Below are 25,407 nucleotides of genomic sequence, written 5' to 3' on the forward strand. Positions count from 1 at the left end.
GTGCGGGTAGAGCGCGTAGGACTGGAACACCATGGCGATGCCGCGCTCAGCCGCCTCGACGTCGTTCACCACCTTGCCGCCGATGGCGATCTCGCCGCCGCTGATGTCCTCCAGCCCGGCGATCATGCGCAGCAGCGTGGACTTGCCGCAGCCGGACGGGCCGACGAAGACGACGAACTCGCCATCGGCGATGTCGATGTTGGCGCCGTGGACGACGCCGAAGCCGCCGAAGCGCTTGACGACATTGTTGAGTGTGACCGCTGCCATCTCGCCCTTTCCTACTTGACGGCGCCGGCGGCGATGCCGGCGATGAAATGACGCTGCAGGAGTACGAAGACGACGAGCATCGGCACGGTCAGCATGACGGCGCCGGCCATGATGCCGCCCCACGACACCTTGGTCAGGCCGATCAGCGTGCCGAGCGCCACCGGTGCGGTCATCGAACCGGGCTGGCTGTTGATCAGCAGCGGCCAGAGATAGTTGTTCCACGAGGCGAGGAAGAGGATGATGGCGAGCGCGGCCAGCATCGGCCGCGCCAAGGGCAGCGCGACGAACAGGAAGATGCGCCACTCCTTGACGCCCTCGACCCGGGCGGCGTCGAACAGATCTGCCGGCATCATCGAGAAGGCCTGCCGCATGAAGAGCACGCCGAGCGAATTGAACAGCGGCGGCACGATCAGCGCGATCCAGGTGTTGGCGAGCTGGAAGTCGCGCGCCACCATGATGAACTGCGGGATCAGCACCACCGAATAGGGCAGTGTGATGGTGCCGAGGATGATCGCCACCACCGCGCCCTTGCCGACAAACTGGTAGCGCGCCAGCGCCCAGCCGGCCATCGAGGTAAGCAGCACCGACAGGAAGGTGTAGGTCACCGCCACCGAAACCGAGATGCCGATGGCGCCGACGAAATTGGTGTCGCGCTGCAGATTGTTGACATTGTCGATGAAATTGTCGTGCGGCAGAAGCTCGATGCCGGGGCTGAAGATGCCGTTGTCGGGCATGGTCGAGAACACCACCATCATCCACAGCGGAAACAGCCAGATCACCGCCAGCGGCGTCAGGAAGAGATGCAGTGCGATTGCGCGACCGAGCCGGCTTTGCGAGCGCGAGGTCATTTCGGGTCCCTCGTCAGCCAGAGCTGCACCAGGGTGATGGCGATGGCGAGCCCCGCCATGGTGTAGGCGACGGCCGAGGCGTAGCCGAAATTCAGCGAGCGGAAGCCCTGGCGGTAGAGCAACAGGCCGAGCGTCTCGGTGCCGCCGCCGGGGCCGCCGCGTTCGGTGATCAGGAACGGCTCGGTGAACAGCTGCATGGTGCCGATGATCGACAGCACGGCGCAGAAGACGATGATCGGCTTCAACAGCGGCAGGGTGATGTAGAAGAACTGCTTGACCTTGCTGACGCGGTCGAGCGTGGCCGCCTCATAGACATCGTCCGGGATGGACTGCAGGCCGGCCAGCAGAATGATGGCGTTGTAGCCGGCCCAGCGCCAGGTCACCGCGATCATGATCAGCGCCATCGCCGGGGTGACGTTGGAGAACCAGTCGACGCTGGGCAGGCCGACGCTGTTCAAGAGCTTGTTGATGATGCCGAAATTGAGGTTGAACATCAGCCGGAACACCGCCGAATAGGCGACCTCGCCGACCACCACCGGGGCGAAGAAGGCGAAGCGGTAGAGGCCGCGGACTTTCAGCAGTGGCGAATTCAACAGCACCGCCATGACGATGGCCAGCGAGATCATCACCGGCACCTGGATGACCAGGATGAGCAGCGTGTTCTTCAGCGCGTTGTAGAAGGCCGGGTCGCCGATCAGCCGGCCCCAGTTGAAGGTCGGCGCGAAGCGCCACGGCACGGTGCGCGTCGCCTGGAAGGAGATCAGGAACGAGCTGATGATCGGCCAGACCCAGAAGATGGAAAAGATCAGCAGATAGGGCGTGAGGAAACGGTAAGCCGTGGCGTTCTGATGGCGCATCGTTTCCTCCCTTTCTGTTTCCTGTCGCGCCTTCTTGATGGGCGCAGTGTTACGCTTGGGGTTTTGCGAAAGCAGCGCCAATTGTTGATCTTGGCGCTGCCCCTCATCCGCCCTTCGGGCACCTTCTCCCCGTTAACGGGAAGAAGGAAACTGGCTGACTACTTCACCGGCAGGCCGGTCGCCGAGGCGATCTGGTTGGCGGCGTCGTCGAGCGCCGCCTTGGCGTCCGGATAGCCGCCGCCCAGATATTTGGTCTGCACCGCGCGCATGATGAGCTCGGCATCGCTCTGGAATTGAGTGCCGCGGCTCGGCACCACCTTGGGCAGGGTGGCGAGGATATCCTTCCACACCGCCTGGCCGCCCCAGTAAGGCAGGCCTTGCGAGACATAGGGGTCGTCGAGCGCCGAGATCAGCGACGGCACCAGGCCGAAATCCTTCAGCATGGTGATCTGGCCTTCATTGGTCTCCAGCGTGTATTTCAGATAGGCGTAGGCCGCTTCCTTGTTCTTCGAGGCCGAGGTGATGGCCAGCGACGAGCCGCCGAGATTGGCGGCGCGCGGGCCGTCGGCGGTCAGGCTCGGCATCGGATAGACGCCCCACTTGCCGTTTTCGCCGGCCGATTCGGTGCGGATGGTGCCCTCATACCAGCCGCCATAGACCTGGGTGGCGACGGCGCCGGCGGTGTTGTTGGTGATCTTGGTGCCCCAGTCGGCCGAGGCCATGATGCCGGCGTCCTTCATCTCCTTGATTTTGGTCAGCGTGTCGATGCATTTCGGCTGGTTGACCGTGATCGACTGGCCGTCCTCGGCGAAATAGCCGCAGCCCTGCTCGTTGGCGATCATGCGGAAGAATTCGGTGTCGCCGTTGAAATCGGCGTTGGTCATAGTGACGCCGGGATTGGCGGCCTGGATCTTCTTGCCGGCGGCGATGAAATCATCCCATGTCTTGATCGAGGCGGGGTCGACACCGGCCTTCTCATAGAAGTCGCGGCGGTAGAAGGCGGCGACCGGGCCGGAATCCCACGGCATCGCATAGGCCTTCTCGCCGACCTCGAGCTCGGTGCGCTTGAAATCGGGGAATTTCTTCTGGTCCTCGGCGGTGTAGCCCAGCGTATGCAGGTCGACGAAGCAGTCGGGGAACTGGCTCCAGTAGTTCTCGGCCTCGCCATTCTCGATCGAGACGATGTCCGGCAGACCGACGCCGCCGGCGGCGCAGCCGGCAATCGACTTGTCATAGGTCGGCTGGTTGCCGAGATCCTCGACGGTCACCTTGATGTCGGGGTATTTCTTGTTGAAGCCGGCGACGGTGGCCTTCAGCGACGAAGCCGCGATGTTCCAGCTCCAGATCGTGATTTCGCCGGATTGCGCCATGGCCGGGCCGGAGCCCAGGGCAAGCGCGAGCGCGGCGCAGGTCAGTGTGGTGCGCATTGAACTCCTCCCATTTCATTTGCTCTCTCACAGTGAGCGTGGCTAGATTATGCGGCGCGGAAGGCTTGTCCCGGACAAAGGGAAAAGAAAATTGGCGGAAAGTAAGATGCCGGAACGGCCGTTCTACCAGCCTGGCGCCAGCAGCGTGGAAGGCATGCCGCTGATGCTGCAGATGTTCCACACACAGCCGCTGGTTATGCTCAAGCCGCATTGGCACGCGCAGGTGGAAGTCAATTTCATCGTGCGCGGCAGCGTGCACTACTTGATGAATGATCACGAGATCTCGCTGTCGGCCGGCGAGATGTGCCTGTTCTGGGGCGGCCTGCCGCACCAGATGGACGATCTCAGTGACGATGCCGTCTATGCCGGGGCGCATTTGCCGCTGGTGCATTTCTTCCGGCTGCATCTACCCACCGATGTCCGGCACCGGCTGATGACGGGCGCCACGCTGGTGACGTCGGCCACCGACCAGGCCGACAACCACAATTTCGAGCGCTGGAACAGCTACGCCCGCTCGGGCGACGCGGCCAAAGCCGAGCATGCGGTGAACGAGCTGCTGCTGCGGCTGGAGCGGGTGCGGTTCGAACCCTACCGGCTTGTTTCGAGGGTTCCCGCCGCACATTCGGCGGGCAGCCCCTTCGACCAGCAGTCGTCGCGCAACGTCGGGCGCATGTGCGACTTCATCGCCGAGAATTTCCTCTATGAGATCGACTGCGTCGACATAGCGGCTGTCGTCGACATCCATCCGAAATACGCCATGAGCATCTTCAAGAAGTCGACCGGGATGACGCTCAACGAGTATGTCAACCTGCTGCGGCTGAGCTATGCGCAGGCGCTCTTGATGCATGAGGACGCCAACGTGCTGCGCGTCGCCATGGATTCGGGCTTCGGCTCGCTCAGCGCCTTCAACAAGTCGTTCCGCAAGCTCGCCGGCATGTCGCCCTCCGATTTCCGCAGGGCGGGTGTCAAATAGCGGACGTCCCGCCAGTGTGCCGCGTGTTCCGATTGGCAAGCCGCCCTCGTTGATGTGGCGGTGATCTGGGCGAGTGCCACAAGCCTTCTTACGGATTGACATCCGCCAAACTCCCGCACTAACCTGTTGCGTAATCGGTTACGTAACCGATTACGGCTCAATCAAGTGGAGGAAAACATGAGCAAGGATCCAAACGCGCTTGGTCTCGACCTGGGCCAGTTCTCGCGTCGTCAGTTCCTCAAAAGCAGCGCATTGGCCGCGGGCGCCCTGGCGCTGCCGCTCGGCCCGGCGCTCGCCGCCGACAAGCCCAAGGTCGGCCTGGTCATGAAGTCGCTCGCCAACGAGTTCTTCAAGCAGATGCAGGCTGGAGCCGAGGAGTACGCGGCCAAGAACAAGGACAAGTTCGATTTCGCCGCCGTCGGCATGAAGGACGAGCGCGACTTCGCCGCGCAGGTCGATGCCATCGAGAATTTTATCACCCAGAACTTCAACGTCATCGTCGTCGCACCCGCCGATTCGAAGGCCATGGTGACGCCGATCGCCAAGGCGCTGAAGGCCGGCATCAAGGTCATCAACATCGACGTCGCGCTCGATGCCGAAGCCAAGAAGAAGGCCGGCATCGACCTCGCCTTCTTCGGTCCGGATAACCGCGCCGGCGCCAAGCTCGCCGGCGATGCGCTGGGCAAGGCGTTGGGCAAGGGCGGCAAGGTGGTCATCCTCGAGGGCAATCCGGAAGCCGACAACGCCAAGGAGCGCAAGCTCGGCTTCGACGATGCGGTGAAGGAGCACGGCCTCGATCTGCTCGACTCGAAGACGGCGCATTGGGAGACCGAGGAAGCCAACACGTTGATGACCAACTTCATGACCCAGTACCCCGACATCCAGGGCGTGATGGCGGCCAACGATTCGATGGCGCTCGGCGTCGTCAAGGCGATCGACGCGGCCGGCAAGTCCGGCCAGATCAAGGTGGTCGGCTTCGACAACATCCCGGCGGTCGGGCCGTTGCTGAAGGAAGGCAAGATGCTGGCCACGGTCGAACAGTATGGCGCGCAGATGGCGGCCCTCGGCATCGACTACGGCCTGCGCGAGCTCGCCGGCGAGAAGTTCTCCGGCTGGGTCAAGACCGACATCAAGCTGGTCACCGCCTGAGGCAGCGCAACGGCGCCAGCATCTCAAATGCTGGCGCCGTCGCTCCGCCCCGCACGCCTTGTCATCGCCGCCCGGCAATTCCGGCGGCGATGACCGCGCGCTCCTGCCGGATTATGCGGTAGAAGAGCGCAATCAGGATCATGCCGCATGGACGACGTCATTCTTTCCCTTGAAGGGGTCGGGAAGATTTTCCCCGGCGCCGTCGCGCTGAGCGATGTGTCGCTGTCGATCGCGCGCGGCGAAACCCACATCATCCTGGGCGAGAACGGTGCCGGCAAGTCGACGCTGATCAAGCTTTTGGCCGGCATCTACCGGCCGGACGGCGGCGCGATCGCCTTCAACGGCGCGCCATATCAGCCGAAGACGCCGCACGATGCGCAGCAGAGCGGCATCCGCATCGTGCATCAGGAGCTCAACCTGCTGCCCTATCTCAGCATCGCCGAGAATTTGATGCTGGAAAGCCTGCCGCGCCGTCGCTTCGGCATCGTCGACGGCAAGGCGCTCAACCGGCGCGCCTTGGCCCTGCTCAAGGAGGTCGGGCTCGACATCGATCCAAGGACGCGCGTCGAGGCGCTCGGCGTCGCGCAGATGCAACTGGTCGAGATCGCCAAGGCGCTGAGCTATGACAGCAAGCTTCTCGTCCTCGATGAACCGACGGCGACGCTGACGCCACCGGAAATCGAGCGTCTCTTCGCCATCATCAAGCGGCTGAAGGCCAGGGGCGTTACTATCATTTATATCTCCCACCGCCTGCACGAGGTGTTCGAGATCGGCGACCGGGTCACCGTGCTGCGCAACGGCAGGCTGGTCGCGACCCGCGACCTGCAAGGCCTCACCGTTCCGGACCTTGTGCGCATGATGATCGGCCGCGACATCGCCGACGAATACAGCTTCGATGCCGCGATCGTGCCGGGCAAGGTCGCGCTCAGCATCAGCAACCTGAAGCGCGACGCCACGACACCGGCGATTTCCTTCGATGTGCGACATGGCGAGATCCTCGGCGTCGCCGGACTGGTCGGCAGCGGCCGGACGGAAGCCATGCGGGCGCTGTTCGGGGCCGATCCGAAACTTGACGGCGTCGTCGCCATCGACGGCAGGCCAGTGGCGATCACGGCGCCCAAGGATGCGGTGCGGCATGGCTTGAGCCTGCTGACCGAAGACCGCAAGGGGCAGGGCCTGCTTCTCGACCTGCCGGTCGACAAGAACATCACCATCACCGATCTCGGCAAGGTCTCGCGCCATGGGCTGGTCAACCGCAGGGCCGAAGCCGCGGCGGCCACCGACCTGGTAGGCCAGCTGCGCGTCAAGGCAAGCTCGATCGAGCAGGCGGTGCGCAACCTTTCGGGCGGCAACCAGCAGAAGGTGGTGCTGGCCAAATGGCTGTTCCGCGGCACCTCGACGCTGATCCTCGACGAGCCGACGCGCGGCGTCGACATCGGCGCGCGGCGCGAGATCTATCAGCTCCTGTGGATGCTGGCGGCGGCGCAGAAAGGCATCATCATGGTGTCGTCCGACCTGCCCGAGCTGATGGGCATGTGCCACCGCATCATCGTCTTTTCCAAGAACAGAATAGTCGGCGAGGTGCCGCGCGCCGAATTCGACCAGGAGCGCATCCTGTCGCTCGCCTATCAGGAGTATGTGAGACCATGAGCGAGACGTCCGAGGCTGTCGTGTCGGCGCCTGTTTCCCCCGGCAGGGCGAAATTCCTGCGCTTTCTCATCCGCGACGCCGGCGTGCTCCTGGCGCTGGTGCTGATTACGATCTTCTTCTCCATCAGCGCGCCCTATTTCGCCACGCCGGGCAACGCGCTCAAGATCTTCGTTCAGATCGCCATCAACACGGTTCTGGCCGCGGGCATGACCTTCGTCATCCTCACCGGCGGCATCGACCTTTCGGTCGGCTCGGTGCTGGCGCTCTGCACGGTGGTGGGCGCCACCATCATGATCAACGAGAGCCTGTCGCCGGCGGCGGCGATCACGCTGGCGCTCATCGCCTGCATGGCGACCGGTGCTGCCTGCGGCTTCCTCAACGGCTGGATTTCGACGCGCTGGAAGATTCCGTCCTTCATCGTCACGCTCGGCATGCTCAACATGGCCGCGGGCGCGGCCCGCGTGGTCAGCGACAATTCGACCATCACCGGCCTGCCGCAAAGCTTCGTCGATTTCGGCAATCTGATCATCGGCGGCTTCCTGCCCTCGATCTTCCTTGTCGCGGTGCTGGTAATCGCGATCGGCTGGTTCGTGCTGCGCTTCACCGTCTTCGGCCGCATGATCTTCGCCGTCGGCACCAACGACGAGGCGGTGCGGCTCTCCGGCCACAATCCGGATTTCTACAAGGTGGCGGCCTTCACCATCAGCGGCCTGACCGCCGGTATCGCGGCGATGGTCTATCTGTTGCGCCTCAACATCGGCAGCCCGATCGCCGGCGTCGGCTACGAACTCAATGCGATCGCCGCCGTCATCATCGGCGGCACGAGCCTCAGCGGGGGCAAGGGCTCGATCGTCGGCACGCTGGTCGGCGCCTGTATTCTGCAGGTTCTGAGCACCGGTCTGCAGCTGCTCGGCGTCGGCGACAATTTCAAGCCGATCGTGATTGGGCTTGTCATCGTGCTCGCCGTCATCCTAGACGCATATCGGGAGAGGCTGTTGCGCAAGATACGCTAGAGCCGGATGATTTCAGGTCGAATCGACCTGAAATCTGAATCCGGCTCTAAATCAAAGAGATAGAGCATGATGTCTTCCGAAAACCGCTTCACACTTTTCGGCATCATGCACTAGGGCAATTCCAGGAAAAGTGCGTAGCGGTTTTCCGTCCGGAATTGCGTGGGAAATGTAGGAGCGGTGGGACCAGGGGCCATGACAACGATTGCCGATGTCGCGCGCTATGCGGGAGTGTCCGTCGCAACGGTCTCGCATGTGATGAATCGCACGCGCCATGTCGAGCCGGAGACGGCCGAGCGCGTGCGCGCGGCGATCGCGGCGCTGCGCTACAGCCCGAATTCGCTGGCGCGAAGCCTCAGGCGCGGCGAGACCAAGACCATCGGCCTGCTTCTGCCGGACAACTCCAACCCGTTCTTCGCCAGCGTCGCGCGCCAGATCGAGGATGCCGGGTTCGTCGCCGGCTATACGGTGATCCTGTGCAACTCCGACGGCAGCGCCGAAAAGGAAGAGCGCTATCTTTCGGTGCTGATGGCCAAGCAGATCGACGGGCTGATCTTTGCCGGCTCGTCCGACCACGCGCGGGTGTTCTCGCGTCTGTTGCCAGATGTGCCGGCGGTGCTGCTCGACCGCGAGATCCATTCCGTCAACGTCGATTCCGTGCTGGTCGACCACGATCACGGCGGCTATCTCGCCGGCCGGCACCTGGTCGGGCTCGGGCACAAGCGGATCGGCGTCATCGGCGGCCCGCGCGATTCGAGCTCCAGCCCGGCCCGCCTGCGCGGCTTCACCCGGGCGCTGGGGGAAGCAGGCGTCGACCTGCCTGCCTCAGCAGTGGTCGATTCTGATTATCATTTCGCCGGCGGCCGGCTGGCTATGGAGCGGCTGCTAACGCAGGCGCCCGACATCACGGCGGTATTCGCCTGCAACGACCTGATGGCCATGGGCGCCATCACCGCGCTGCGTTCGCGCGGATTGCGCGTTCCCGACGACATGTCGCTGGTCGGCTTCGACGACATCCCCTACGCCGTCACCACCTGGCCGCCGTTGACGACGATCGCGCAGCCGGTGGAGAAGATCGGAACGCGGGCAGTGAGCCTGCTGCTGGAACGTCTCGGCGAGCCGGCCGCGCCGTCGCGACGGGAAGTCCTGACGCCTGTCCTCGTCGAACGCGAAAGCTGCGCGCCGTTGCGCGGGTAGCGCGTAATCTCCCCTCTTGAGGGGGAGATGTCGCCGAAGGCGACAGAGGGGGTCGCTGCGCATGAAGCGCCAACCTCCATCTGCACAAGCAGGCCGAGCCCAGTCGAACCGACCCCCTCTGGCCTGCCGGCCATCTCCCCCTCAAGGGGGGAGATACGTGCTCATTCCCTCAAGCCGCCGGCTGCAAACCTGCCCTCAAAAGCATGCCGAACAGGTCGCGCGGCTCGTCGGGATCGGCGAGCAGGTCTAGCTCCTCATAGAGGCCGGTGGCCTGCAACTGGTCGCGAACATAGCGCAGCGCGGAAAAATCCTCCGTTGCGAAGCCGACGGAATCGAACAGCGTGACCTGCTCCGGCGCCCTGCGGCCTTGCGCCTTGCCGGTCATCACCTGCCACAGCTCGGTCACCGGATGGTCGGCGTCGAGCTGCTGGATTTCGCCCTCGATGCGCGTCTGCGGCGGAAACTCGACGAAGATGTCGGAGCGCAACAGGATGTCGCGATGCAGTTCCGTCTTGCCGGGGCAGTCGCCGCCGACGGCGTTGATGTGGACGCCGGAGCCGACCATGTTGTCGGTGAGAATGGTGGCGTACTGCTTGTCGGCGGTCACCGTGGTGATGATGTCGACACCTTCCACCGCATCCTGCCCGGTGGCGCAGATGGTGATGTCAAAACCCTTGCCGGCAAGGTTGCGGGCGCATTTTTCCGAAGCCTGGCGATCGATGTCGTAGAGCCGCAGCCTGTCGATGCCGAGCAGCGCCTTGAAGGCGATGGCCTGGAATTCGGACTGGGCGCCGTTGCCGATGATGGCCATGGCGCGCGAACCCTTCGGCGCCAGATATTTGGCCGCGACGGCGGAAGTGGCGGCGGTGCGCAGCGCCGTCAGGATGGTCATCTCGGTCAGCAGCATCGGATAGCCGGAGCCGACATCGGCCAGCACGCCGAAGGCGGTGACCGTCTGGCGGCCCTCGCGCATGTTCTTCGGATGGCCGTTGACGTATTTGAAGCCGTACATCTTGCCGTCGCTGGTCGGCATCAGCTCGATGACGCCGTCATGGCTGTGCGAGGCGATGCGCGGCGTCTTGTCGAACAGCTCCCAGCGGCGGAAATCCTCCTCGATATAGGCGGCGAGCTCGGTGAGAAAGCGCTCGACGCCGATGGCGAGCACCAGCTTCATCATGCGGTCGACGCTGACGAAGGGGACAATGGCAAGGCGGGACGGTTGGGTCATGATCAGAGGCTTCCGGAATGGCTGCGGGTCGGGCGGTCCATGATGCGACGGCCCATCAGGCTGGCGGTGAGGTCGACCATCAGGGTGGCGGTCCGGCCGCGCTCGTCGAGGAACGGGTTGAGCTCGACCAGGTCGAGGCTGGAAACCAGCCCGCTGTCGGACAGCATCTCCATCACCAGATGCGCCTCGCGGAAGGTGGCGCCACCGGGCACGGTGGTGCCGACGGCCGGCGCGATCGACGGGTCGAGGAAATCGACATCGAGGCTGACATGCAGCAGGCCGTTTTCCTGCTCGACCTTGGCCAGGAAGGCGCGCAGCAAAGGCGCAATGCCATGCTCGTCGATAGTGCGCATGTCATGCACGGTGACGCCCGCCTCGTTCAGCGCGCGGCGCTCGGCCGGATCGACGCTGCGCAGGCCCATGGCGCAGATGCGGGCAGGATCGACCGCTTGCGGCAGGTCGGGAAAGTAGCCGTTGAAGCCGGGGCGACCGCTGGCATAGGCGAGCGGCACGCCATGCAGATTGCCGCTGGTGGTGGTGTCGAGGGTGTGAAAATCCGGATGCGCGTCGAGCCACAGCACGAAGAGCGGCCGGCCAAGCTCCGCGGCCCGGCGGGCGACACCGGATACGGTGCCGGCGGAGATCGAATGGTCGCCACCAAGGAAGATCGGCATGGCTTCCCGGGAAGCCGCGTAAGCGGTCTCGGCGATCGCCGCCGTCCAGGCGGAAATCTCCGGCAGCGCTTTCAGCGCGAGATTGCCGTGAACGACGGCGCGTCCCTCAGCCTTCTCTACAGTGCCCCAGTCCTCGACCTGGTGGCCGAGTTCCGCCAGCACCGAGACCAGCCCGGCCGTGCGCAACGCGCTCGGCCCCATCTCGCATCCCATCCTGCCCGCACCGTCCTGCACCGGCGCGCCAACGATCCTGCAGCGCATGATTCTTTCCGTCCTTGCGATTGATCGCAGGAGTGAACCATCATCCGGTGGCGGATTGAACAGGCGAAATTGGCATTTCGAAAAGGCTGATCTATCATATTGGACATATAGTTTGATCGAAATGGAAAATCATGGATACGCTTGACGAAAGGCTGGTGACGCTGCTGAGGCACGATGCGCGGCGCAGCGTCTCCGATCTCGCGGTCGACCTCGGCGTTTCGCGCGCGACGGTGCGATCGCGCATGGAGCGGCTGGAGAAAGCGGGCGAGATCATCGGCTACACGGTGGTGCTGCGCGCCGACGCGGTCGACCAGCGCATGCGCGGCGTCATGATGATCGAGATCGAGGGCCACGCAGCGGACCGTGTGATCAGGGCGCTGGGCGGCTTCCCCGAGGTTTCCACCATCCACACCACCAACGGCCGCTGGGACCTGGTGGTCGAACTCGGAACCGCGTCGCTCACCGATTTCGACGCCGTGCTGCGGCGGATACGGCTGATCCCCGGCATAACGGGGAGCGAAACCAGCCTGCTGCTGGCGACACCGAGGACGACGCGGGCGCGGCTGGCGTAGGTCGAAGCAAAAGCCGCAACGCCGACACCGAGGCGTCAGTCCCCAGAAAGCGAAAAGGCCGCGGGCCTTGGAACTAAATCAAAAGCAGCGGCTGGTCGGCTGGCGAACCGGCGCCGCAGCTTAGATCGCGGGCATCGGGAGCCAGGAGACGGGCTGGTGCGAACCGTGGCTTGTAATGACAAAGCAGGGTCGATAAAGCGCGAAACACGGGAATGCCGAATTCCGCGCGTGTCATTTCGGCAAACCACAAATCGATTCCTCTGTGCGCCAAGGCGTTGAGTACGTCTGACAGGTCACGCTCGCCCGCAGGAGGAGATCGATTTGGCGCGACCTGTTGGATCGAGGCCATGTTCAGAGGTGGGGTCGTCATTGAGACTTTCTCTCGCCATCGCCGCCAACCGCCAGCATTGTCACCAAGCGCTCGCGCAGCCCCGAGCGAAATTTCCATCTGAAGCATTTCCGTCAACGCGGCCGTGGCTGCCAATTGGAGGCTTTGGCCAGCAGAAAAGCCTAGCGAGACGTCCTTGCCGTCCGGTTCTGCTGAAGCGGCGGCCACCACCGGGATGTCGATATCAGAGGTGATATCGAAGAGCCAGGTTCGACGTCCGCGATGCAATAGCCAGTCGACAAGCGTATCGATGCCGATGAGACAGGACAAATCAATGATTTGGCGCTGCCTTCTTCCATACCACCATCTACCGGTAGCATCCCTCTCAACCAGTTCCAGGATGGCCGCCAGTTTCGCAGCGTCCGCGGTGGTCCCTGCCGCGCACCCATTGCTGTCGCCGATCGCTACCGCGGCCTCATCGCCGGCCTCTCGACGTCCTATGAAGGCGAAGTCTGCGGGTATGAACGCCCCATCGCCGCCAAATGCATCCTCAACCCTAAGCCAATCCAGCACCGCAGATTGATGCCGGATCGGAGGTCGCCAGTCGAAGCCGGTGTTTTCTCTATTCCACGCAGCGCGGGCTACGATCTGATCTGGACTGAAGCCATTCAGGCTTTCAGGTGCGATTGCCGCCGGTCCGATCTCGTCGGCCGTAGCGGTGATCACCGGCTCGTCACCCCACGAGCAGCAACTGAAGAGTTCCGCTGCCTCGCCGAGGCAACTCGCCCGGCAGTCGTCGATGCTCAATCCGCGACCGCTGGCCAGTCTGCCTGTTTCTGGCATTGCTGCGCGAGGCATCATTGGCAATTGCAACAAGGCATCATTCGGGATCGCGATCGCGAAGTGAACCGGAACATCCGTCACAGGCAAGTCAATCACGTTGAACAGTTCGCCGACCCTGGCGTGTTCGCAACCATTCATGAAAGCATTTGTCATGAGTGTCGTTGTGCCGTCGACTAAGCCCGCGTTGGAGAGCAGAATAGCACATTCGACAGGGCAGGCAGCGGGCGGCCATGCAAGCGCGATCGGAGCGAGCGGCACTTAGAACAATTCTGTTTGCGGATCTGGCTCAATATAGCCGGCTGACCGCCGCCGATGAACTTGGAACCCTGGATCTCGTTTCGCTCTGTTTCCAACTCTTTCAAACCCATTGCGAGGAATTCGGCGCAGAGTTCATAAAGACGACCGGCGATGGGGTCCTGATCTTGTTTGACGGTGTATCGAGCGCCATCGACTACGCCATTTTCATGCAGGGTACCCTGGCCGATCTCCTGGACAAGAGACCGTTTTACAGTCGGTTCCGGATCGGACTGCATATTGGAGAGGTTCATCGTCGTGACGGCGATGTGTTCGGCCATGCAATAAACGTTGCTGCCCGGGTACAGACGATGGCCGAGCCGGGCGGCGTGTGCGTAACGCAAGACGTCTATTGGGCGGCCCGCAACACCGCGCGGTGGCGGTTTCGTTTCGCCGGGCGGCCCGCCTTGAAGAATATGCCCGAGCCGCTGGCGCTCTACTATGTGGTTGCTTCCAACGTTGCTGATGTCCCAGACAACGGCCATCAGCGGCTGATTTCGGTCATCGATGGGCTGGGCCTTTACCGGGAAGATGGCGAAGCAATCGCATTGCGTTCCCCGAAAGCGCAGGCGCTGATCGGTTACCTTGCACTGTCCAGCAACTATCAGGAGGTGCATGACCGGCTGGCTACCTTAATTTGGCCAGAACGAAGCCAGGTAGCCGCTCGGCGCGCAATGGCGAATTGCCTGCAGATCGCGGAAAAATCAATTGCGGGCGACTCGGCGGCGGGAATTCTCAGGCGCGGAAATATTATCGGGTTAAGCCCCTCGCGCATAAGCGTCGATGTCGTTCGCATGTTGAAGGATCTTGGAGAGGGCAAGATCGACGACCTGCTCCTCAAACGATCGGATTGGTCTGAGGCGATCTTATTTGGCCTGGAAGGCACCAGCGACCTGTTCAGCGCGTGGCTAAGCGTGACCAGGCACAATTGGCGTGACCACGCATTGGAGGCCTTAGAGGCCATGCTGGAACGCTTCGAGATGTCCGAACCTGCAATGCGCAGGGCGGCAAATGCCCTATTGGTGCTCGAGCCTAGCCATGAGCGCGCTGCACGCTGTCTTATCCGCCACCATGCCGAATTGCACAACGTCGCCGCCGCAATGCGGGTTTACGAAACCCTGCGCGCATTTCTGCGTGAGCGATATCAGCTGGCGCCAAGCGTGGAAACGACAGCTTTGGCGGAAGCGCTGAAAGCTCCAGAACCGCTGTTGTCTCAGAACAAAAAGGCACGTCGGCCTGGTGGACCAGCGCCAACGCTCGCGGTTGGAAAGTTCGAGGCTCGACCCAAGAGAATCTCTCCCCTGGTCTGGGGGTTCCGCTCCGAATTAGTCGCCAACTTGTCCAAATTTCGGGAGTTCACAGTTATCGAGTTGAAGGATGGCGCGATCGAGGGTCCTGACACGGACTATCTGCTGACGGCCCAATGCGTGGACAGCCAGGATGATATGCAGTTGGTGGTCTCGGTCAGCGATCCCGGTACGAACCATGTCATTTGGAGCGAGGCATTTAGATTCTCGCTTGGAAACTGGCTGTCCTTGCAGAAGCAGGTGGTCGGAAAGATCGCTTCAACTCTGGAGGTTTACCTCTCGCATGACAGGCTGTCACGCCAGGTTAGAGGACTCCCGCAAGATCTCGGTGTTTATGATGCCTGGTTGCGCGGCGAGGATCTACTGACTCGCTGGACACCAGACGCCGACGACGAAGCCGAACGGCTATTCGAAGGCGCGATCGTTGCTGACCAGAATTTCGCTCCGGCCTACGCCAGTTTGGCCAGCATCCACAATGCGCGGCAATTCATTCGACCGGGGATTGCGGCAGATCCTTCGATAACGAAGCGGGCTGCCGAACTGGCGCAGCGCGCTGTCGCCCTCGATCCACTCGACGCGCGCAATCATTTGGTCGTTGCGTGGTCAACGGCGATGACTCGACATTTCGAACAGTCGGAAGTGCACTACGAACTAGCCGCTGAACTTAACCCCAACAGTCCAAAAACGTTGGTGTCGGCTGCTCTGGGTATGGCGTTCATGGGCCGCGTCGGTCCAGCTACTCAGTTCTTGGAGCGTGCAATGGATTTGACATCCATGTTTTTGGACTACCAGTGGTCACACATCTCGGTAATCCGCTATTTTGCCGGAGACTTCGAAGGCGCAATCGCGGCGGCCGATCGGTCCAGAAACGCAATAGTCGACACCGCCGGCTGGAAGACTGCCGCCCTGTGCAGGCTGGGAAGAACAGATGAAGCTCGCGCGGCGCTGATGCAATTGCAGGAGTCCGTTGCCGCAGCCTGGGCAGGACCTGCACCACCGACTTTGAAGGACATCTTGGACTGGTTTCTAGGCGCCTTCCCAATCAAGCGGGACGAGGATCGGCGTGATCTGGTGCAATTGATCGAGGTATGATTCCCGAACCCAATTATCTGCAGCGCCGCAGCATGATGGTTCCGAACAGATACTTCCTTACGTCGTCAGAGACGACCCCGCCTACATCGGTTATTACTTTGTCCAGGTATGACCCATTGGCAAGGATCACTGGATCTCTTGGGGCCGTAAGCCGCATGTTTTCGTTCCCGTTGCTGTCCGGCTTGTCCCTTTTTGCCTCTATTTTTAATTTTATGTAATTTCCGTTTACATTATACTTGTATTGTCCATGGCTCGGTGGATTTCCATTGTTGGTGTCTATTTCTAGAGTGTATTCTACACCGTTACTATGCGTGTATTTGCTCTTGTAAAGAGCAGCACCTGTGGAATCCTTTTCCGTGATGAGGTCATCCAGCGTCTTGATAAGGATCACGTCCGCGTCATTGTTGGGGTTTTGAGTGGCGGAGGCTATTCGATCTCCGGCCTCCTTCATTCCCTGGAACCTGTTCTCTGCGCCTTGAACCATTTTGTATACGACTATCGACGCCATGGCCTTCTCCTCCTAGCTGGCTTTCTGTTGGGTTGCGATAAGGTCGTGTAGGGCAAAGGGGCAATCGTCCGGTCCGAAAGGGCCACGTCCGCGTCCGCCGAGTTCGGACTTGGGCTCGAAGCAAACCCGGTTGTGGGCATCAACAATGCCATTTGGAGTGGCCTGTATGGCGGCATGGATCGTTTCCATGACGATGCGGCTGGCAAGCGGTCCCAGCCGCTGGCCGCCCTGAAAATGCTCCGCCTCGCGAATTGTATAAAACCACAATGGCGTCCGCTCGCGCAGCCGCTCCCCGTAGGAAATCCCCGCGTTGAGGCACTTGCTCACCAAGCAGGTCGTTTGGTGATCGATCTGCCAGTTCTCGAGAACCGCGAGGTCTGGTCTCCCCTGGAGACTTCTGGCGACACGAGCCGCCACGTCCTGTGCGTTCGGGATGAGCACGGTCCGCCCCCGCACAAGTGTGCGGGCCGCCAGATTGGCCGTACTTGCGATTTCACAGCCAGGCTCGGTCGGGAACATCCAATCTGGCAGTCGAAATAGCTTCTGCGCCAGGTGAGTATCAATCCGGGCCGCCTCTATCGGCGCGTTCTGCCCTCCGCCGGCAAGATTCGGCCAATGGACGACCCAGTCCGCCGGCAAGCGCCCGTCTTCCAGGCCTCCTCCGAGATGTGTGAGCTCCAGTAGTCTTGCCAGCGCTCCGCCGTTCTGCCTTCCCCAGGTCATGTATTCCGAGCGGACCATGCTGTGCCCGAAGCGGAAACATGCTGCTGCGAATTCAACCGGGAGAAGGAACGGCTCCTTGTCGAAACTGCTATCTGGTCGCACGACAGCGCGGCCATTCCTGAATACGTCGCGATAAACAACCGGATCGATCACGTGCTTCAGATAATCGAACAGGACCACCGCCTGGAAATGCTGCCGGGTGATGCTTCTCTGCTCATCCTCGCTCTCATGCGGAAAGCGTGAGGCAACGGCCTGGTGGAACCTGGTCATGGCTACGTGGAACTGTGCGATCCCGAGATTGCTGTCGTTGCGCTGGTCCGCAATCACGGCCTCACCTTGCCGGGTGCGGGGCAGATCGTCGAAGCCTGCGTTGGGGCCGTGCGTTTTGCCCAGTCGCAAACCGGCGCTCAGGCATGTGTCGCGCACCGGCTGCAAATGTCGGTCGACAGGACCGAATAGGCTGTCCAGATCGAGTGCTGCAGAGCGCCAATTCAGCGTGGGACAGGCAGGATCCTCATCCCGCATCTGCGAGAGATCATGCGCTATGAACTGGCCGAGATAGGTGTAGGCGGCCGGCATATGCGCACCGACGGTGACACCACCGGCCCCTTCCATCATCGCTTCGCCGAGCGCTGCAAGCGCGGCCGGATCCGGTAGCTCCGAAGGCTCCGCCGTAGGCATGATGCGACCGTAGAGCGTCGAACCCTTCGGTAAGTCCGGTACCAGCCTTTCAGCGAGGAATAATTCTGCGCCTTTTGGCGACAGCGCGACGGACCGCTTCTCCGGTTCGTAGAACCCGTCCAGCTTCAGGCCGGCGAAGCGCCCATCCAAGTCAAAGACGGTGAAGCTGGGTGACTGGTTTTGAAAAGAAAATGGAGGCGCTTCGGAGTAGTCCGCAACGACATGTAATCCGCCACCATGAACCCTCGACATTCGCATCCCTCGATTGCGAAAGGCGCCCTGAACTACAATAGTTAATCACACCCAACAGCACCGGTCCAGAGATACGGAACCTCGCGAGCGAATGGCTCGGCTCCTCGCGGAATTTTCAATTCTTCTCCAGATACAAGAAATAACAATTGGACTGGAGCATAAGTGTTCGCCTAGTTCTCTGGTCGCCACGACATTTTCTTCAACTTCTTTGTCAGCTCCGGTTTTGCCGAATCACTTAGTCTTCTTTCTGGAGCCGTATTTGACCATGCCATTCCGCCTAACCCTTACATTCGAAATGTAAGACACGAATACACTGGTAGAATTGGCGGCAGGAATCATCTTGCGCGCGAGGCAACTCCCCCGCTCGCTCCTGCGTCAGACAGCAAAAAGGCCCGGTTACCCGGGCCCTTTTTGCTTTTCAAATCTGAGAAGATTTGGAGCGGGTGAGGCGATTCGAACGCCCGACCCCAACCTTGGCAAGGTTGTGCTCTACCCCTGAGCTACACCCGCTCACGCGGCCTCGGCCGCAAGCCGCGCCTATATGGCTGAAGAGCGCGGCGATTGCAACAGGGAAATGACGAGCTTTTTTCGGCCAGCTCTCAAGTGCCATCGGCATCGCTTTGCGGCGCTTGGGTTTGCCGTAGGGTTCCAGGACGGCCTTGCCGAGAGGGCACCATTGGCCGTAAACGGCATGGCCCGCCGGAATGAAGTGAGGACCGATGCCGAAGACCGAAGCCGAGCTCAATGCCTTTCTTGCCAACCTCGGCATCAGCGTGTCGACGGTGCGCCACCCGCCGCTCTACACGGTCGCCGATTCGCAGGCGTTGCGCGGCGAGATCGCCGGCGGCCACACCAAGAACCTTTTCCTCAAGGACAAGAAGGACAATTTCTTCCTCGTCAGCGTCGGCGAGGAGGCGGAGGTCGATCTCAAACAGATACATCATCTGATCGGCGCCGCCAGCCGGGTGTCGTTCGGCAAGCCGGAAATGCTGATGGAACTGCTCGGCGTCATTCCGGGCGCGGTCACTGTCTTCGGCCTGATCAACGACAGCGGGCGGCGGGTCAAGGTCGTGCTCGACCAGGAGTTGATGAGCCATGCGGTCGTCAACGCCCACCCGCTCACCAACGAGGCGACGACCTCGATCGCCTCGGCCGACCTCGTCAGATTCGTCGAGGCAACCGGACACGATGCTGTTATCTTGAAAGTCTCGGCTTGATCGCCACATGGATGGCGAAAACTGACCTAGGCAAGGATTGTCGCGCCTCCCCGCTGGCCGGCAGCGCGACTGGAAGGGCAAGGACATGAGCGACAACAATCCGTTCGGCAACAGTGGCGGCCAGTATGCCACGACCGTGCAATATGGCGGCGGCGAGCCCAAGCTCCCGCTCGGCGAGGCGCCGGCCGACCTCATCAAGGACACGACGACGGCCGGCTTCGCCGCCGACGTCATCCAGGAATCGCGCCGCCAGCCGGTGCTGGTCGATTTCTGGGCGCCGTGGTGCGGCCCCTGCAAGCAGCTGACGCCGCAGCTCGAAAAGGCGGTCAAGGCCGCAGGCGGCACCGTCAAGCTGGTCAAGATGAACATCGACGATCATCCCTCGATCGCCGGCCAACTCGGCATCCAGTCGATCCCGGCGGTCATCGCCTTCAAGAACGGCCAGCCGGTGGACGGCTTCATGGGCGCCGTCCCCGAGAGCCAGATCGCCGAATTCATCAAGAAGGTCGGCGGCAAGAACGGCGCCGGCAACCAGGTGGGCGAGGCGCTGGCGGCGGCAGCCGAGGCGCGCGGGGCGGGCGACATCCAGACCGCCGCCGACATCTACGATGCCATTCTCGAACAGGCGCCGGAGACGATCGAGGCGATCGCCGGGCTCGGCGAAGTGCTGTTCGAGGCCGGCGACACGGAAGGCGCCGAGGCCGTTCTGGCGCGGGCGCCGGAAGACAAGAAGGACGCGCCGCAGCTTGCCGCGCTGCGCGCCAGGATCGCGCTTGCCGCGCAGGCCGCCTCGCTCGGCAATCCGGCGGAGTTCGAGCGGCGCCTTGCCGCCAATCCGGCCGACCACCAGGCGCGCTTCGACCTGGCGATGATCCAGAACGCCCGGGGCGAGCGGACGCAAGCGGCCGACAATCTGCTGGCGATCATCAAGGCCGACCGCAGCTGGAACGATGACGGCGCCAAGGCGCAGCTGCTGAAGTTCTTCGAGGCCTGGGGCATGACCGACGAGGCGACGCTGGCGGCGCGGCGCAAACTGTCGTCGCTGCTGTTTTCCTGAGGCCGTTCGCCGGCTGTTTTTTCCGGATGGGCTTGCGGCCGGGCGCAGGTGCGCCATGTTAGAGCACGACGCGCGGCCCCGGCTTCGCGCGGGGATGGAGGAGATCGCGGATTTGAGATGCTTCAGGCGATCGGAGGACTGATTGCAGGCGGGAAACGCGCACTACCGGCGTGGAGCCGATCTGCCGGCGACGATCCCGGTGTTTCCGCTTGCCGGCGCACTGCTCTTGCCGGGTGGGCGCATGCCGCTCAACATTTTCGAGCCGCGCTATCTGCAGATGGTCGACGAGGCGGTCGGGGGTGCGCGACTGATCGGCATCATCCAGCCCAGCCTCGACGGCGCGCTGCGCGACGACGGCGAGCCGGAACTGTGCAGCGTCGGCTGCGCCGGGCGCATCATCTCGCTGGCCGAGAGCGGCGACGGCCGCTATCTGATCTCGCTGCAAGGCGTCTGCCGGTTTCGCATCACGCATGAGGCCGCCACCAAGACGCCGTTCCGGCTATGCCGGATCGCGCCTTTCCTCGCCGATCTCGACGAAGACCGCGCCGGCGCCGAAGTCGACCGGCCGTCGCTGCTGAAAGCGTTTCGCGCCTATTTACAGGCCAACGATCTCGAAGCCGACTGGGAAAGCGTCAGCCGCGCTGAGAACGCCATGCTGGTCAATGCGCTGTCGATGATGGCGCCCTATGGCCCTGCCGAGAAACAGGCGCTGCTCGAGGCGGCGGACCTGAAGACGCGCGCCGAAACGCTGATCGCCATCACCGAAATGGCGCTGGCGCGCGAGGGTGAGGACTTTGGCTCTAGCCTGCAATAGAGTGTATCGATATTCAGGTGAGGCCGGCCTGCAAACGGCGGCTTCCTGCGCTTCCGGTGCTCACGTACTTCAAGTGCGCTCTGCTCCGGTTCTCGGAAGCCGCCATTTTCGACTCGGCCTGACCTGAATCTCAACACCCTTAAGCACCAGTTGGACAAGGAAAAGTGCGATGGCTGCGGATGGGCGTGACGGACAGAAGGCCAGTGTCGATCCGAAGCTCCTGGAGCTGCTGGCCTGCCCGCTGACCAAGGGTCCGCTGACCTGGGATGCTGAGCGTGGCGAGCTGATCTCGCGCGTGGCCAAACTCGCCTATCCGGTGCGCGACGGCATTCCGATCATGCTGCCTTCCGAGGCGCGGACGATTTCCGCCGAGGATCTGCTGTCGCCGCCGCGGCTGAGCGGGCCATCGTAAATGGCGGGGGCGTAGCCTTTGGCGGAAGCCCTTCCTCCCATCGTCATCCTGGGGTCCGCGCCGCGTCGCTTTGCTCCTTGCTTCTCAGCCAATCTCGACGGTTTTCAACATGCATTGGCGTGAAGACGTCGTTGGGGCCGATCCCTACTGAAAATTCCGACCCTTGGGCATGACGCTCTCCGCCTTGCCGGACAGCACAGCGATGTCCGGAGGGGCTGGCAAAGCCGGCGGCATCTCCTCCAAAAGCACGGTCAGCCAGGGCGTCAGGTCCTCTACCTTCTCGGCGACGATATGGATGACGCCTGACTCCGACTGCAGCTTGCCGGTGACGCGCACGAAGCGCGCGCCCATGACGATCGGCCGGAAGCGGGTGAAGGTCCTTTCCCAGAAAATGACGTTGGCGACGGAGTTCTCGTCCTCCAGGGTCAGGAAGATCGCGTTGCCCTTGCCGGGGCGCTGGCGCACCAGCACGAGGCCGGCGACGGAGACGCGCCTGCCGTCCGGCACAGCAGGAAGGCGCGCATTGGGGATCACGCCGGCGCGGTCGAGCCGCTCGCGCAGGAAAGCCACCGGATGCGCCTTCAGCGACAGGCCGAGCGAGCGGTAGTCGTGGATGACATGCTCGCCGAGCGGCATTGTCGGCAGCCTGGTCTCCGGCTCCAGCTCGCGAAGGCGGACCGTCGGCTGGTCGAACAGCGGCAGCTTCTCGGCGGCGCTCTTGCCGTCGAGCGCACGCACCGCCCAGAGCGCGGCGCGGCGGTCGAGGCCGATCGAGCGGAAGGCGTCGGCCTCAGCCAGCCTTTCGATCTCGCCGACATCGAGGCCGGAGCGCAACCAAACGTCGCGCACGGTCTCGTAGCCGGAACCGCGCCGTCCGACGAACAGCGTCATGCGATCCTCCGACAGGCCCTTGATCTGGCGGAAGCCGAGGCGGACGGCATGGTGGGTCTCGATCACGCCGCGCATCCCGGCATGGCGGGCAAGCACGCGGGCCGGATCGAAGGCCGTTTGCTCCAGCGTGCAGTCCCAGACGGAGAAATTGATGTCGACCTCGCGCACCTCCACACCATGGTCGCGGGCGTCGCGCACAAGCTGCGCCGGCTGGTAGAAACCCATCGGCTGCGCGTTCAGGATCGCGGCGCAGAAGACGTCGGGATAGAAGGTCTTGAACCAGCAGGAGGCGTAGACCAGCAGCGCGAAGGAAGCGGCATGGCTTTCGGGGAAGCCATATTCGCCAAAACCCTCGATCTGCTTGAAGCAGCGCTCGGCGAAGGCTTTCTCGTAACCCTTGCCGACCATGCCGTCGATCATGCGCTGGCGATAATTGCCGATCGTGCCGGTGCGCTTGAAGGTGGCCATGGCGCGGCGCAATTCGTCGGCCTCGCCCGGCCTGAAGCCGCCGGCGACGATGGCGATCTTCATCGCCTGCTCCTGAAACAGCGGCACGCCCAGCGTCTTGCCGAGGATCTGCTCCAGCTCGGGCTTGGGATATTCGGGCTGTTCCTTGCCCTGCCGGCGGCGCAGATAGGGATGCACCATGTCGCCCTGGATCGGGCCGGGGCGCACGATCGCCACTTCGATGACGAGATCGTAGAATTCGCGCGGCCGAAGCCGCGGCAGCATCGACATCTGGGCGCGCGACTCGATCTGGAAGACGCCGAGCGTGTCGGCGCGGCAGATCATGTCATAGACCCGGCCGTCCTCCTCCGGAAGGGTGGCCAGCACATAGGGCCGGCCATAGGCGTCCCGCGCGTCCGAATAATGATGCGTGAGAAGCGTGAAGGCGCGTTTCAAGCAGGTCAGCATGCCCAGCGCCAGCACGTCGACCTTGAGGATCTTCACCGCGTCGAGGTCGTCCTTGTCCCATTCGACCATCTTGCGCTCGTCCATCGCCGTCTTGACGATGGGGACGACCTCGTCGAGGCGGTCCCTGGTGATGACGAAGCCGCCGACATGCTGCGAGAGGTGGCGGGGAAAGCCCATGATCTCGTTGGCGTGCTCGATCACCTGCCTGGCCAGCGGATCGCTGCGGTCGATGCCGCCGGCGCTCGCTTCCTTCTCGCCAAGCTCCGAGGTCGACCAGCCCCAGATCGAGCTGGACAGGGCGGTGCGGACATCCTCGGACAGGCCCATCGCCTTCGCCACCTCGCGCAAAGCCGAGCGGCCGCGATAGCTGATGACGGCGGCGGCGAGCGCGGTGCGCTTGGCGCTGTACTTCTGGTAGATATAGGCGATGACTTCGTCACGCCTTTCATGCTCGAAGTCGACGTCGATGTCGGGCGGCTCGTTGCGCTCCTCGGAGATGAAGCGCTCGAACAGCGTGTCGATCCGGTCGGGGCCGACCTCGGTGATGCCGATGCAGAAGCAGACGATGGAATTGGCGGCGGAGCCGCGCCCCTGGCAAAGGATATGCTGGCGGCGGGCGAACTGGACGATGTCGTAAACGGTGAGGAAATAGCGCGCGTAGTTCAGCCGCTCGATGAGGGCGAGCTCTTCCTCGATGCGCTGCAAGACGGAAGCGGGGACGCCGGCCGGATAGCGCGTGGCGGCCCCCTCCCTGGCCAACCGTTCAAGCTCGGCCTGTGGCCCGAGGCCGGATTCGGTCGGCTCGTCCGGATAGTTGTATTCGAGGTCGCTGAGCGAAAAACTCAGCTCGTCCGCGAAGCGCAGCGTCTCCGCCAGCGCTTGCGGATGCCGGCGGAAAAGCCTGGCCATTTCCTGCGGCGGCTTCAGATGACGCTCGGCATTGGCCGCCAGCTCCAGCCCGACCTGGGCGACGGGCGTGTTAAGGCGGATCGCCGTCAGCACGTCCTGCAGCGAGCGGCGGCCGGCGCTGTGGTAGAGGACGTCGTTGGTCGCCAACAGCGGCATGCCCAGCCGATCCGCCATCGCCGCCGCCTGCTCGATGCGGAAACGGTCGTTGCCGCGATAATCCGGCGAGACGGCAAGCCGAAGGGCGGCGCCAAAGCGATCCTTCAGCCGGCTAAGCATTGCAAGGCCGACCTCGGCGTTTGCGGACAGCTCAGGCAGGACCGCCAGCGACATCAGGTCCCCCCATTCGAGGAGGTCGCTCAGCTTCAGCAGCGTGGCGCCCTTCTCGTTCTCGTCGCGCAGATTGGCCTGCGTCAGCATGCGGCACAGATGTCCCCAGCCGGCGCGGTCGCGCGGATAGGCGAGGATGTCAGGCGTGCCGTCGCCGAACACCAGGCGGCAGCCGGGATGATAGGCAAGCGTCTCCACCCTGGACTGTTGCCAGGCGCGCACGACGCCCGCCACCGTATTGCGGTCGGCAAGCCCGATCGAGGAGAAGCCGAGGAATTTCGCCGCGACCACCAGTTCCTCCGGCTTGGAGGCGCCGCGCAGGAATGAGAAATTCGACTGGATGCCCAATTCGGCATAGGCGGTGGCGGCAAGCGCGTTCATGCGAAGACCCCGTGCATGAACCAGCGCGGCGGCGTATCGGACGCGCCGTAAAGGCCCTGGCGATAGAGCCAGTAGCGGCGGCCGTCGCTGTCCTCGATGCGGAAATAGTCGCGGGTCGGCGCTTCCTCCTCGCCGGGAAGCCTTCGCCACCATTCCGCGGCGATGCGTTCCGGCCCTTCGGCGCGGGCGACGCGGTAGAGCGCGCGCCGCCAGCGGAAATTCATCGGCGGTCCCTCGGGCATCTCGGTGGCCGGCACCTCGATCGGCTCGGGCGAACGGAACAGGCGGATCGGCCGTTCCGGCGGATAGATGGTCACCGGCGGAACGGCCGATCCGCCTGTTC

Annotated in this window: 22 protein-coding genes and 1 tRNA gene; 11 read left to right on the forward strand and 12 right to left on the reverse strand. The window is 63.0% G+C overall.

The features are described 5' to 3' along the window. The 4 genes from EN781_RS02595 to EN781_RS02610 form a co-directional block, all read right to left on the reverse strand. The coding region (locus EN781_RS02595) for an ATP-binding cassette domain-containing protein (RefSeq protein WP_127399756.1) at positions 1-267 on the reverse strand (267 nt) is incomplete at its 3' end. An 11-nt stretch (positions 268-278) separates the two neighbouring features. Further along, the gene (locus EN781_RS02600; protein WP_126057344.1) at positions 279-1,115 is read right to left on the reverse strand and encodes a carbohydrate ABC transporter permease; all 837 of its coding nucleotides are present in this window, start codon (positions 1,113-1,115) and stop codon (positions 279-281) included. Beyond that, on the reverse strand, positions 1,112-1,972 hold the full coding sequence (locus EN781_RS02605) for a sugar ABC transporter permease (RefSeq protein WP_126057345.1): 861 nt from the start codon (positions 1,970-1,972) through the stop codon (positions 1,112-1,114). The genes EN781_RS02600 and EN781_RS02605 overlap by 4 nt, the downstream gene beginning before the upstream one ends. A gap of 158 nt (positions 1,973-2,130) precedes the next feature. Further along, a complete protein-coding gene (locus EN781_RS02610) occupies positions 2,131-3,399 on the reverse strand; it encodes an ABC transporter substrate-binding protein (RefSeq protein ID WP_126057346.1) in 1,269 nt (422 codons plus the stop codon). Positions 3,400-3,505: 106 nt separating this feature from the next. Between EN781_RS02610 and EN781_RS02615 the strand changes: the two genes are divergently transcribed. From EN781_RS02615 to EN781_RS02635, 5 genes are all read left to right on the forward strand, one after another. After that, positions 3,506-4,372, forward strand: coding sequence for a helix-turn-helix domain-containing protein (locus EN781_RS02615; protein WP_126057347.1), 867 nt, complete (start codon positions 3,506-3,508; stop codon positions 4,370-4,372). Between the two features lie 177 nt (positions 4,373-4,549). Further along, positions 4,550-5,521: a sugar ABC transporter substrate-binding protein gene (locus tag EN781_RS02620; protein WP_126057348.1), complete on the forward strand. Its 972-nt coding sequence runs from the start codon at positions 4,550-4,552 to the stop codon at positions 5,519-5,521. 147 nt (positions 5,522-5,668) lie between these two features. Beyond that, entirely contained in the window at positions 5,669-7,171 is a 1,503-nt protein-coding gene (locus EN781_RS02625; RefSeq protein ID WP_126057349.1) for a sugar ABC transporter ATP-binding protein, read from the forward strand. Further along, positions 7,168-8,184 carry an ABC transporter permease gene (locus EN781_RS02630; protein ID WP_126057350.1) on the forward strand — a complete coding sequence of 339 codons (1,017 nt, stop codon included), beginning with the start codon at positions 7,168-7,170 and terminating at the stop codon, positions 8,182-8,184. The genes EN781_RS02625 and EN781_RS02630 overlap by 4 nt, the downstream gene beginning before the upstream one ends. Positions 8,185-8,376: 192 nt before the next feature. Next, the gene (locus EN781_RS02635; protein WP_126057351.1) at positions 8,377-9,378 is read left to right on the forward strand and encodes a substrate-binding domain-containing protein; all 1,002 of its coding nucleotides are present in this window, start codon (positions 8,377-8,379) and stop codon (positions 9,376-9,378) included. A 169-nt stretch (positions 9,379-9,547) separates the two neighbouring features. On the opposite strand, the gene EN781_RS02640 is transcribed toward EN781_RS02635, so the two are convergent. Together EN781_RS02640 and rocF are read right to left on the reverse strand one after the other, a co-directional pair. Then, on the reverse strand, positions 9,548-10,606 hold the full coding sequence (locus tag EN781_RS02640) for an ornithine cyclodeaminase (RefSeq protein ID WP_126057352.1): 1,059 nt from the start codon (positions 10,604-10,606) through the stop codon (positions 9,548-9,550). 2 nt (positions 10,607-10,608) lie between these two features. Beyond that, on the reverse strand, positions 10,609-11,541 hold the full coding sequence (rocF, locus tag EN781_RS02645; protein WP_126057353.1) for an arginase: 933 nt from the start codon (positions 11,539-11,541) through the stop codon (positions 10,609-10,611). A 131-nt stretch (positions 11,542-11,672) separates the two neighbouring features. Between rocF and EN781_RS02650 the strand changes: the two genes are divergently transcribed. Continuing rightward, complete coding sequence (locus tag EN781_RS02650; RefSeq protein ID WP_126057354.1) at positions 11,673-12,113, forward strand: Lrp/AsnC family transcriptional regulator; 441 nt, start codon at positions 11,673-11,675, stop codon at positions 12,111-12,113. Between the two features lie 73 nt (positions 12,114-12,186). Here EN781_RS02650 and EN781_RS02655 read toward each other — a convergent pair whose 3' ends face one another. Continuing rightward, a complete protein-coding gene (locus tag EN781_RS02655; RefSeq protein ID WP_126057355.1) occupies positions 12,187-13,437 on the reverse strand; it encodes a YcaO-like family protein in 1,251 nt (416 codons plus the stop codon). Between the two features lie 77 nt (positions 13,438-13,514). Between EN781_RS02655 and EN781_RS02660 the strand changes: the two genes are divergently transcribed. Further along, the gene (locus tag EN781_RS02660) at positions 13,515-15,977 is read left to right on the forward strand and encodes an adenylate/guanylate cyclase domain-containing protein (protein WP_126057356.1); all 2,463 of its coding nucleotides are present in this window, start codon (positions 13,515-13,517) and stop codon (positions 15,975-15,977) included. Positions 15,978-15,990: 13 nt separating this feature from the next. Here the strand turns inward: EN781_RS02660 and EN781_RS02665 are convergent, their stop codons facing one another. The 3 genes from EN781_RS02665 to EN781_RS02675 all read right to left on the reverse strand — a co-directional run bounded on the left by EN781_RS02665 (position 15,991) and on the right by EN781_RS02675 (position 18,651). Continuing rightward, the gene (locus tag EN781_RS02665) at positions 15,991-16,485 is read right to left on the reverse strand and encodes a hypothetical protein (protein ID WP_126057357.1); all 495 of its coding nucleotides are present in this window, start codon (positions 16,483-16,485) and stop codon (positions 15,991-15,993) included. A 12-nt stretch (positions 16,486-16,497) separates the two neighbouring features. Beyond that, a complete protein-coding gene (locus tag EN781_RS02670; RefSeq protein ID WP_189347284.1) occupies positions 16,498-18,141 on the reverse strand; it encodes a peroxidase family protein in 1,644 nt (547 codons plus the stop codon). Positions 18,142-18,576: 435 nt separating this feature from the next. Beyond that, positions 18,577-18,651: transfer RNA gene (locus tag EN781_RS02675), tRNA-Gly, on the reverse strand. A 209-nt stretch (positions 18,652-18,860) separates the two neighbouring features. On the opposite strand from EN781_RS02675, the gene EN781_RS02680 reads away from it, so the two are divergent. The 4 genes from EN781_RS02680 (at position 18,861) to EN781_RS02695 (ending at position 21,641) form a co-directional block, all read left to right on the forward strand. Continuing rightward, positions 18,861-19,358 carry a prolyl-tRNA synthetase associated domain-containing protein gene (locus EN781_RS02680; RefSeq protein ID WP_126057372.1) on the forward strand — a complete coding sequence of 166 codons (498 nt, stop codon included), beginning with the start codon at positions 18,861-18,863 and terminating at the stop codon, positions 19,356-19,358. Between the two features lie 85 nt (positions 19,359-19,443). Then, entirely contained in the window at positions 19,444-20,415 is a 972-nt protein-coding gene (gene trxA, locus EN781_RS02685; RefSeq protein WP_126057373.1) for a thioredoxin, read from the forward strand. A gap of 142 nt (positions 20,416-20,557) precedes the next feature. Further along, the gene (locus EN781_RS02690; RefSeq protein ID WP_126057374.1) at positions 20,558-21,229 is read left to right on the forward strand and encodes an LON peptidase substrate-binding domain-containing protein; all 672 of its coding nucleotides are present in this window, start codon (positions 20,558-20,560) and stop codon (positions 21,227-21,229) included. A gap of 169 nt (positions 21,230-21,398) precedes the next feature. After that, positions 21,399-21,641 carry a Trm112 family protein gene (locus EN781_RS02695; RefSeq protein WP_126057375.1) on the forward strand — a complete coding sequence of 81 codons (243 nt, stop codon included), beginning with the start codon at positions 21,399-21,401 and terminating at the stop codon, positions 21,639-21,641. 144 nt (positions 21,642-21,785) lie between these two features. Here the strand turns inward: EN781_RS02695 and EN781_RS02700 are convergent, their stop codons facing one another. Both EN781_RS02700 and EN781_RS02705 read right to left on the reverse strand, forming a co-directional pair. After that, the gene (locus EN781_RS02700) at positions 21,786-25,064 is read right to left on the reverse strand and encodes an error-prone DNA polymerase (RefSeq protein WP_126057376.1); all 3,279 of its coding nucleotides are present in this window, start codon (positions 25,062-25,064) and stop codon (positions 21,786-21,788) included. Continuing rightward, the coding region (locus tag EN781_RS02705) for a DUF6504 family protein (protein ID WP_348631357.1) at positions 25,061-25,407 on the reverse strand (347 nt) is incomplete at its 5' end. The genes EN781_RS02700 and EN781_RS02705, both read right to left, overlap by 4 nt.

Source organism: Mesorhizobium sp. M4A.F.Ca.ET.090.04.2.1, assembly GCF_003999085.1.
Classification (GTDB): domain Bacteria; phylum Pseudomonadota; class Alphaproteobacteria; order Rhizobiales; family Rhizobiaceae; genus Mesorhizobium.